The organism is Paraburkholderia tropica, from assembly GCF_014171495.1.
GTDB classification, from domain to species: domain Bacteria; phylum Pseudomonadota; class Gammaproteobacteria; order Burkholderiales; family Burkholderiaceae; genus Paraburkholderia; species Paraburkholderia tropica.
Genome location: NZ_CP049137.1, coordinates 664,513 through 674,366, shown reverse-complemented (window position 1 = coordinate 674,366; position 9,854 = coordinate 664,513). Strand labels below are relative to the sequence as shown.

At 66.5% G+C, this 9,854-nt stretch carries 8 protein-coding genes; 1 reads left to right on the top strand and 7 read right to left on the bottom strand.

Annotated elements, in window-relative coordinates:
- Nucleotides 1-54 precede the first annotated feature (54 nt).
- The 4 genes from G5S35_RS33480 to G5S35_RS33465 all read right to left on the bottom strand — a co-directional run bounded on the left by G5S35_RS33480 (nucleotide 55) and on the right by G5S35_RS33465 (nucleotide 3,708).
- The gene (locus G5S35_RS33480) at nucleotides 55-729 is read right to left on the bottom strand and encodes a response regulator transcription factor (protein ID WP_183040601.1); all 675 of its coding nucleotides are present in this window, start codon (nucleotides 727-729) and stop codon (nucleotides 55-57) included.
- 232 nt (nucleotides 730-961) lie between these two features.
- Nucleotides 962-1,909, bottom strand: a complete 948-nt coding sequence (locus G5S35_RS33475) for a LysR family transcriptional regulator (RefSeq protein WP_183040600.1) — start codon at nucleotides 1,907-1,909, stop codon at nucleotides 962-964.
- 209 nt (nucleotides 1,910-2,118) lie between these two features.
- Nucleotides 2,119-2,508: a hypothetical protein gene (locus G5S35_RS33470; RefSeq protein WP_065059891.1), complete on the bottom strand. Its 390-nt coding sequence runs from the start codon at nucleotides 2,506-2,508 to the stop codon at nucleotides 2,119-2,121.
- A gap of 291 nt (nucleotides 2,509-2,799) precedes the next feature.
- Nucleotides 2,800-3,708, bottom strand: coding sequence for a SphA family protein (locus G5S35_RS33465; RefSeq protein ID WP_183040667.1), 909 nt, complete (start codon nucleotides 3,706-3,708; stop codon nucleotides 2,800-2,802).
- 500 nt (nucleotides 3,709-4,208) lie between these two features.
- Between G5S35_RS33465 and G5S35_RS33460 the strand changes: the two genes are divergently transcribed.
- Nucleotides 4,209-5,300 carry an HPP family protein gene (locus tag G5S35_RS33460; protein WP_183040599.1) on the top strand — a complete coding sequence of 364 codons (1,092 nt, stop codon included), beginning with the start codon at nucleotides 4,209-4,211 and terminating at the stop codon, nucleotides 5,298-5,300.
- Nucleotides 5,301-5,363: 63 nt separating this feature from the next.
- On the opposite strand, the gene G5S35_RS33455 is transcribed toward G5S35_RS33460, so the two are convergent.
- From G5S35_RS33455 to G5S35_RS33445, 3 genes are all read right to left on the bottom strand, one after another.
- On the bottom strand, nucleotides 5,364-7,862 hold the full coding sequence (locus G5S35_RS33455) for a TonB-dependent siderophore receptor (protein ID WP_183040598.1): 2,499 nt from the start codon (nucleotides 7,860-7,862) through the stop codon (nucleotides 5,364-5,366).
- Between the two features lie 205 nt (nucleotides 7,863-8,067).
- Nucleotides 8,068-9,261 carry a FecR domain-containing protein gene (locus G5S35_RS33450; RefSeq protein ID WP_183040597.1) on the bottom strand — a complete coding sequence of 398 codons (1,194 nt, stop codon included), beginning with the start codon at nucleotides 9,259-9,261 and terminating at the stop codon, nucleotides 8,068-8,070.
- Entirely contained in the window at nucleotides 9,258-9,773 is a 516-nt protein-coding gene (locus tag G5S35_RS33445; RefSeq protein WP_065059889.1) for a sigma-70 family RNA polymerase sigma factor, read from the bottom strand. Before G5S35_RS33445 ends, G5S35_RS33450 begins: the two co-directional genes overlap by 4 nt.
- Nucleotides 9,774-9,854 lie beyond the last annotated feature (81 nt).

Genomic DNA, 9,854 nt, shown 5'->3' with positions numbered 1-9,854 from the left:
AAGGACTACGAAACGCTAAAAGGAAAATAGCCGTATGCCATGCGATCGAAAACGTCAACCGAGCAGATAACCCGAGCCGCGGATCGTGCGGATGAGCGAGGGCTCGCCGGGCGTATCGACGCGATTGCGCAGGCGGCCCACGTGCACGTCGACGAGATTGGTGCCCGGATCGAAGCGGCCGCCCCACACGCCTTCGAAGATCATCGTGCGCGTGAGCACCTGGCCCGCGTGACGCATCATGAATTCGAGCACGCGCAGTTCGGTCGGACGCAGACGCAGGACCTTGTCGCGACAGGTGAGCTTGCGCTTGACGAGATCGAGTTCGAGCGGACCGACGCGCAGCACGGTTTCGGTGGTCGCGGGACGCGTGCGGCGGCGCACGAGCGCTTCGACGCGCGCCGACATTTCATCGATCGAGAAGGGCCGCGTGAGGTAGTCGTCGCAGCCGGCGCGCAGGCCCTGGATGCGTTCTTCCACGCTGGTCGTGGAGCTCATGACGAGCACGGGCGTTTCGATGCCCACGCCGCGCATGGTGGTGACGATGGTGAGGCCGTCGAGATCGGGCAGGCGCCGTTCGAGCGCGACCACGTCGTAGTCGCCGGCCATCACCATCGCGATGCCCTCGCGCCCGGAGCGGGCGACATCGACGGTGAAGCCGGTGGAGGCGAGCGTGGGGACGACGCTCGCCTCGGTGGCGGCGTCGTCTTCGATGGTGAGGATTCTGGGCATGGCTTTCCAGGCGTCGTGGCAGGGGAAACGGAGTCGGGGAGTCGCGCGGGCCGGGCCGCGCGCGCAATCGGAACGCACGGGGCGGACGCGCGAAAGCGGCACGAATGCGAGGGCAAACGTGGGCGCAAACGTGGGTGCAAACGCAGACGAAAACGCAGGCGAAAACGCAGCCGCACGCGGGCCGTTCGCAAATACAGATGCAACAGCAAGCCGCGTTGCCGCGCGCCGCGCGTCAGGCTACGGCGCGCAGTGCGAGCGGCGGGGCGTGCAGGTTACCGGCGGCGTGACCGTGCTGGGAGCGGAACTGCTCGACCGCGAAGTCGATGAAGCTGCGCACCTTCATCGTCAGATAATTGCGGCCCGAATAGACGATCGAGACGTGCTGCATGCCGCCGTTCACGTCGAAGGCGTTGAGCACCGGCAGAAGCACGCCGCGCGCGATGTCGTCGGCGACGAGCGGCAGCGGCAGCAGCGCCACGCCCATATCGGCGAGCACGGCCGCGCGCACGGTCGCATAGCCGCTCGCCGTGAGCGGACCGTTCGTGCTGACGCGCTGCACGCCGTCGGTGTCGGCGAACTCCCAGGAGCGCGGCGCATCGGAGACCGCGAGCAGATCGTGCTGCGCGAGATCGGTGGGCGTGCGCGGCACGCCGCGGCGCGACAGATAAGCGGGCGTGGCGACCACGATTTCTTTCACGGACGTGATCTTGCGGCTCACGAGCGACGCGTTCACCTGCTGGCGGTCGGTCGCGAAGCAGACGTCGAAACCGCCTTCGATCATGTCGATATGCGTGTCGTAAGCGGTCACGTCGAAATCGACGCGCGGGTTCACGTCGCGATACGCGCTCAGCAGCGTGGTCAGCGCGCCGCTGGCGAACACCGAAGGCGCGGCGATGCGCAGCACGCCGCTCGGATCGCGCGTGGCGCGCACGAGTTCCGACTCGACTTCGTCGAGTTTGTCGATCACCGCGCGGCAGCCGTCCAGATAGAGACGGCCCGCTTCGGTCAGCGAGAGACTGCGCGTGGAGCGGTTCAACAGGCGCATGTTCAGATGCGCTTCGAGCATGCCGACGCTGCGCGTGACGGCCGCGGCGGACATGCCGAGCTGCTTGCCCGCGAGGCTGAAGCTGCTCAGATCGACGACGCGCGTGAACACGCGCATGGCTTGTAGCTGGTTCATGTGACGAGTCCGTGCCGGTAAAGGCTCAAAACGAGGCTGCGCGAATGGGTCCGTAAAACATGCCCTGAAATGCAGGGACGAGCAGGCGAACGCGCTTGCCCGGTCCGCGACGCGCGGCCAGGATTCACGGGATGTGGCGGAGTACAGTGACTGCGGCGGACTGCGTCGAACCGGGACGGTGCACGCCCGGCGGCGCGCCGTGCACGCACTCAGTTGGGCAGCGCGTGCATGGGCAGGTGCGACTCGCGCTGCGCGGCGGCTTCGTGCGCGCTCAGTGCGTCCTTGAGTCGATGCATGCTTTCGGTGGGAATCGCAAAACCCGCCCAGCCGAGGCCGGTGTGACGCAGGAACAGCACCGCGCCGTCGAACAGCGGATTGCGCTCCGTGTACCAGCACGGATCGATTTCGATCACATATTGATGCGAGCGCAAAGGCTGATCGGGCACGGCGGGGCGCATCGACGCGCGCAGCTTGCTGAGTTCCTCGATGAAGCCATCGACTTCGGCGGCGTCGAGCAGCGCGGTGTTGCCGTCGACTTTCACGCAGAGCGCCTGCTCGCCATATTCATTTACGAGTTCGACCGACATCGGCTTTTGCATGGTGCATTCCTCTCAGTCCTGAATCTGTAGAGGATTATCGGTTCCGGTACGGTTGCGGTGTTTTAAGTTGCCGCGCACCAAACATGAAAACTAATTTAGAAAGCGTTAAGTTGCGCGGACTCCGCGAGTGGCTTGAACGTGACGACGGGAGGGCGCGCGACGTGAAAATCGCAGGCGCACGCGGCGTTGCATGACAGCCGTGTCATTTAACTTACCGGGTCAAGCACGACTCATGCGGCGGATGGACGCGCGTGCGCGAGACGGACGGTTTTCGTCCGTTCGATGAAGCCTTCAGAATGCGAGCGTGGCCGTGGCCATGACGGTGGACGTACTCTTCAGACGATTGGTGCTCGCGATGCTCGGCACCCAGCGCAGGCTCGCCGAAAACGGCGCTTTGCCGCCGAGCTTGGTGTCGTACGTGATGATCGGGCCGAGCGAGAAGTCGTGGCCGCGAAAGCCATTCAGACGGTCGGCGAGCGGACCGGTGTCGTCGGCGAGCTGCTGGACCGTGCCCATCACGACACCCACGCCCACGCCGTTCGCGAAGCGCTTGAGCGCGAGCGCGTCGAGCGTGAAGAGCGTGCCGTTCTGATAATCGGTCGCGTGATTGCGCGTATAGAACTGCAGCCCGGCGACCACGTCGAATTCCAGACCGTATTCGGGCACGAGTTGCGTCCATGCGACCTGCGGCACGAAGGTCCAGTTGTTCAGGCTCGTGTTGGCGAGTGCGCTGGAATTGTACGAACCCGTGGGCGCCCAGAAGTTGAAACTCAGCGCGATATGCGAGTTTGCCGAGAAGCTGTAACCGGCTTCGATGGGCGTGAAGTAGAGGTCGTAGAAGTTCGACGCGGTTTGCTTGGTTGAATTCCCGAACCGGCCGACGCTCGCCGTTCCGGTCACTTCGGTCCACATATAGGGCACGGTGATGCCCGAGGCGAAACTCCAGCCGCCCAGGCTGCCCCAGCCGCGCAGGATCGAGGCGAGCGTGAAGTTGATCTTGGCGTCGATGCCGAGCGAGGCCTTGCCGTTGAGCGGCACCGTGCGCGAACCGGAGATCGAGCCGTCGAGATAAATGTCCTCGATATTGACGACATAGATGCCGGCCGGCGGCACCTCGCCCACGCCCGTGAGCACGCTGGTGCCGGCCACCGGCCGTCCGAGCGCGCTTTCCGTGGCGTGCCCGGTGGTGGCTCCGGCCAGCCCGAGTGCGACGACGGCGGCCTGACAGGCGGTGCGCCTGAAGGTGCGCTGGAATGTTTGCGTGGCACGGCGCTGCGTATTCCGCTGCGTATTCCGAGTAGGTTGCCTCCTGATCGTCACCGTCTAGCTCCTGTTGTTTTCCCTGTATTCGATGATCCGAACGCTGCACATGCTGACCAGACATTGCACACCAAGGCTAACATTCTTTGTCGGTATTTTTAGTTTGATGTGTGACGTTTCCTAACGTTAGTAAGTGTGGCGCGTCGTAGCGCGTAGCGGGCGCGCCGCGGGCAGGTACAATGCCTAGCCTCGCTCGTGGCTTAATAATCTGGAATCCGAATTAATTTCCGCGTGTCGAAACGTAAATGAAAGCTCGGGATTCATCGCGCGCATTTAAACATGCATTAACAATGAATTATATATCCGCTCAGAAAGTTCAATTGTTGGCAGGCCGGGCGAACGGGTAGGCTGAGTCCACGTCATCTTTACCGGATACCCGCATGTCGCGCACCGCGCTCCTCGCCTGGCTCAGGCGTTTCAGGCCGCACCCTGCCGCACCGTCGTGGCGCGAAGGCGTGCGGCGCGCGGCGGGCGCGCTGGTGGGCATCGCGGTTACGGGCGTCGCCACGCATCTGGTGTTCGGCGGCACGCGTGACATTCCGATGCTCGTCGCGCCGATGGGCGCGTCGGCGGTCCTGCTGTTCGGCGCCTCGGAAAGTCCGCTCGCGCAGCCGTGGTCGATACTCGGCGGCAACTTCGTCTCGGCGCTCGTGGGCGTGGCGTGCGCGCGCTGGATTGGCGTGCCGGTCGCGGCGGCGGCGGTCGCGGTGGCGCTCGCGATCTGCGCGATGTTCGTGTGCCGTTGCGTGCATCCGCCTTCGGGCGCGGTCGCGTTGACCGCCGTGCTCGGCGGCCCGTCGGTGCATGCGCTGGGCTTCGGCTTCGTGGCCACGCCGATCGCGTTTCAGTCGATGGCCTTGCTCGGCGCCGCGCTGTGCTTTCATGCGCTCACGGGCCACCGCTATCCGCGCGACGTGGTGGCTGCGCTGGCGTCGGCGCGGCAGGTGGCGCAACACGCAGCACAACAAGCGGCACAACAAGCCAAAACCTTCGACGCGCTAACCTGCGAAGACGTGATGACAGCCGCCGATCACGCCGTGCCCTTGACGATGGCGCGCCACGCCGCGTGGGAGCGTCTCCATCGGCATGGCGCGCATGCGTTGCCCGTGGTCGACGAGGCGCGTCGCGTGGTCGGTGTGGTGACGCATCGGGAACTGGCGGCGCGGCGGCCTGAGGGAGGGGTTGGGCTGGCGTTGGGGCTGGGTCTGGGACAAGCGTTATGGCGCGTCCTGCGCCGCCGCACGCTCGAGATGGAAGAGACGGTCGAGGCCGTCATGGCGGCGGGCGTGCACGCCGTGCATCGCGGCGCGCCGCTCGCGAGCCTCGTGCCGATTTTCGCGGATCACGCGTACTACGAAGTCCCCGTGCTCGACGACGCGCGGCGGCTCGTCGGCGTCGTCAGGCACTCGGACATGATCCGCTGGCTGCATCGTCACGCGGGCGCGGCCAGCCTGCTTGCGCAGGCCGGCTGAGCGCTCGCGCGGTTGGTGCGCTCGCGCATCGACCGCATCAATCGCATCAATCGCATCCACCGCTTACCAGCGGTAGTTCATTCCCGCGAACACCTGGCGGCCGTAGCCATACGCGCACCAGTTGCCGTAGTAGCACGAGGCCACGTAGGTCTTGTTCAACAGGTTTTGCGCGTTGACGTACAGCTCCGCGCCCTTCATGCGCGGGATCGCGTAGCCGAGGTCGTAACGCAGCGAGGCATCGACGAGGAAAAAGCTTCGGACTTCGAAGCTGTTATCGGTGCTATACGTCGCGCCCGTGTAGCGTCCGCCGCCGCCGAGCGACAGACCCGCGAGCGGGCCGCCGTGGATCGTGTAGTACGCCCACAGCGACGCCTGGTTCGACGGAATCGCGGCCAGATGCTTGCCTTGCAGCCCGCTGTTGTCCTTCGTGTAGACCGTGTTCAGATACGTATAGCTCGCCGACACGTCGAGCGACTTCGTCAGGCTCAGCTTCGCCTCGAGTTCCAGACCGCGCGAGCGCGCCTCGCCCGCTTCCGTTTGATAGTTCGGATTGGCGAGGTCGGTGGTCAGCAGGTTCTTGCGCGTGAGATCGAAGATCGCCGCCGTGAACAGCGCGTTGTAGCGCTTCGGCTGGAACTTGATGCCCAGTTCGTACTGGTGGCCGCGCTCGGGATCGAAGGCCTTGCCGTTGATGTCGGTGCCCGACTGCGGCGCGAACGACTCCGAATAGCTGAAGTACGGCGCGACGCCGTTGTCGAACAGATACGTGAGGCCGCCGCGCCACGTGAACGCGTGATTGTTCTGCCATTGCGGCGTGCCGTTGTCGGTGACGTCGCGCGTCGTGGTGTTGGCCCAGTCCTGGCGCACGCCGAGCGTCATCAGCACTTTCTTGTAGCGCAACTGGTCTTGCGCGTAGATGCCGTACTGATTGCTCGTGGCGTGCGTCTTCGTGAGCGCGGGCATGTCGATGTCCGCGCCGTAGACCGGATCGAACACGTTGATCGACGGCGCGCTGCCGTAGCCGGTCGCGTAGTTGGTGCCGAAGTGCTGATAGTCGAAGCCCGCGAGCACGGTGTGATCGACGGGGCCGGTCGAGAAGTTGCCTTCCACCTGGTTGTCGATCGCGAACGAGTTGAGCTGTTCATACGAGGCGATCGACGCGCGGTCGAGCGTGTAGCCGTCGGCTTCGAGGCCGCTGCCGTAGACGCTGCGGTAGTCCTGGCTGATGTGGTAGTAGCGCGCGTTCGAGCGCACCTGCCAGGTGTCGTTCAGGCGATGCTCGAATTTCAGGCCGAGCGCTTCCTGGGTGCGGCTGAAGCGTTCGAACGATTCCTCGCCGTCGTAGAAGTTGCGTGCGATGGTGCCGAGCGGATCGTAGAGCGCCGTACCCACCGAAGGCACGCTGCCATACGACGTGCTGGCCGGATCGCGTTGATAGAGCGCGTAGACGGTCAGCGACGTTTTATCGTCCGGACGCCACGTAAACGACGGCGCGACGGCGATGCGCTCGTTGCGCGTGCTTTCCACCTGACCGTCTTCCTGGCGCGCGATGGCCGTGAAGCGATAGAGGTAATGCTGGTCGCCGGCGATCGGCCCGGAGAAGTCGGCCTGCAATTGCTGATGGCGATAGTTGCCGAACTCCACGCCCAGCTCGTGCGTCGACGTGACGGTCGGCAGCTTGCTTTCCTGATTCAGCAGACCGCCCGCCTGCGCCTGGCCGTAGAGCACCGAGGTCGGTCCGCGCAGCACTTCGATGCGGTCCATCAGATACGGATCGACCTGCGGCGTCGAGTACATGCCGTTGCCGATCTGCTTGAGGCCGTTCCAGTACGTGTCGGCGCTGAAGCCGCGCACGTTGAGCATGTCGTAGCGCGTGGCCACGCTGCCGCGCGTTTCGGGCGTGACGCCCGCTTCGTAACGCACCGCCGCGTTGAGCGTCTGCGCGTTCTGCTGATTCATCTGGTCGCGCGTGACGACCGAGATCGATTGCGGCGTCTCGACGATCGGCGTGCCGGTCTTGGTGGCCGTCGAACTCCACTTCGCGACGAGGCCGTCGGTCGGGCCGTAGGCGTTGTCGGTCTGGCCCGCGACCGTCACGGCGGGCAGCGTGCTGGCGTCGTCGGCGGCGGCGGACTGGGCGCTGCGCGGGCGCACGAACCAGACGCCCGGCGTGCTCTGCGCGATTTCCAGATTCGAGCCGGCGAGCAGCGCGCTAAAGCCGCCGTGCACCGTGTAGTTGCCGCGCAGGCCGCGCGTGTTGAGTCCGTCGACGAGATGCGGATCGAGCTGCACGCTCACGCCCGCCTGCACGGCGAAATTGGAGAGCGCGGTGCCGAGCGGTCCGGCGGGAATGTCGTAGGCCTTCGCGGCGTCGGCCGTCGTGCTGGCGGCGGCAGCGCCAGGATCGGCGGCAGGGGTTGCAGCAAACGCGGCGGGCGCGGTAGCGAGGCCGCCCAGCACGAGGCCGAGCGGAATCGCGCGCAAGGCGAGCGTGTGAAGACGGCAGCGGGCGGCGTGGCGCGCAACGGCTTGGGCGGCGCGGCGGGGCCGGCGTTCGGACATGAAAACTCCTGATCGTTCGAATTGAATTGGGTGAGTCGATACGTGCTTGACACGCGAACGCCGGAAAGGGGACACGCGGAACATGCGCGCGACGATTTTTTTTCGATGGCGTGAGGCGCGCGAGCCAGGAGGCAAAAGAAGCGGTGCGAAGACGGCGAAAGAACGACGCGCCGTCAATGCGCGTCGGCAGGTCAGGCGCGGAGAGTCAGGTCGTTTCGCGACGCGCGGCGCTGTCGCCCGCGGCGGGCATGGAGGCAGCAGCAGGCGCGGCGGCCACCGTCACCCAGTAGCGCGTGCGCCAGACCACCTGCACGGGCAGCGTCGAGGGCAGCGCCGTGAGCAGGCTGTCGGTGTCGGCGAGCTGGAAGGCGCCCGAGATCCGCAGGTCCGCCACCGCCGGGTCGCAGCGCAGCAGGCCGCTGCGATAGCGGCCGATTTCGGCGAGGAAGTCGGCGAGCCGCACGTGGTCGGCGAACAGCACACCGTGGGTCCAGTCGGCGGCGTGCGGATCGGCGGGCGTGAGGGCGTCGATGGTGCGCGACGTGAAGCGCGTCTGCTCGCCCGCCTTGACCACGCGCACGAGATGCGGCGCGTCGGCGGGCGTGATCTCGACCGCGCCGTGCAGCACGGCGACGTGCGTGCCGTCGCCGTCGCCTGCGGTGGCCGCATCGCCGAGCTGGCGCACGACGAAGCGCGTGCCGAGCGCGCGGATGCGGCCGTCGTCCGTCTGCACGATGAACGGCCGGCCTTGCGCGGGCGTCGTGCCTGTGCGATCGGCGGCATGGTTGGTCGCACCGTCGGGCGCGGTCTCGACGAAGATTTCGCCCGCGTCGAGCCGCACGCGGCGTTCGTGCGCGTCGAAGGCCACGTCGAGCGCGGTGGCCGTGTTCATGTCGACGCGCGAACCGTCGTCGAGCACGAGAGTGCGGCGCTCGCCGGTGGCCGTGCGCGCGTCGGCGGTCCAGACGCGCCACGGCGTCGCGCGCCACGCGAGATACGCGCTCGGACCGGCGGCCAGCAGCACGGTCAGCGCCTTGAGCGCCGAGCGGCGCGCGCCGTTCGCGACGCGCTCGCCATCTTCGCGGCGCTCGGCGCGCGCGAGCGCGGGCATGCCGAGATTCGCGGGCACGGCGCGGAATTTCGCGTTCAGGCGTTCGGCGCGGCGCCAGGCGCGCGCGTGTTCGGGATCGGCGGCGCGCCAGCGCGAGCAGGCGGCGATGTCCTCGGGCGTCGGGTTGTCGGCGAGCCGCACGAGCCATTGCGCGGCCGCGCGCGCGACGGCGCGTTCGAGCGGACGCGCGTCGTCGTCGAGTGAATCGAACGCGTTGAGGGACTCGGGCTGGGCGTGCGCGGCGCTGTTGCCGCCCGCGTCGGCATGCGTGACGTACGGCGGCTTCACAGCGTCATCAGCAAGCAGGCTTCGAACGCGCTCGCCATATAGCGCTTCACCGTGCGCACGTTGACGTCGAGCTTCTCGGCGATTTCCGCGTAGGTCAGCCCTTCGAGCTGCGCGAGCAGAAACGCCGTGCGCGCGCGCGGCGCGAGGCCGTCGAGCATCGCATCGACTTCGTGCAGCGTTTCGAGGATCAGATAGCGGTCTTCGGGCGAGGGCGCCTGCGGCTCCGGCAGGCAGGCGAGGGCGTCGAGAAAGGCCTGTTCGAGCGACAGCCGCCGGTAGTGATTGAGCAGCACGCGGCGCGCGACCGTGGTGAGGTAGGCGCGCGGCTCGCGCAGTTCGAGCGCGCCAAGCCGCTCGTGCGCGCCGAGAATGCGCAAGAACGTGTCCTGTGCGAGGTCCGCCGCTTCGAAGGCGTTGCCGAGCTTGCGGCGCAGCCAGCCATGCAGCCAGCCGTGATGGTCACGGTAGAGCGCATGCACTTCCCGCTGCACGTCGAGTTGGACGGCGGACATCGAACTTCCCCTTTTCACCCCGCGCGGCAGGCCGGCGCATCAGCCGATGGATCGGCTCAGTCATGATACTGAATAAGAATT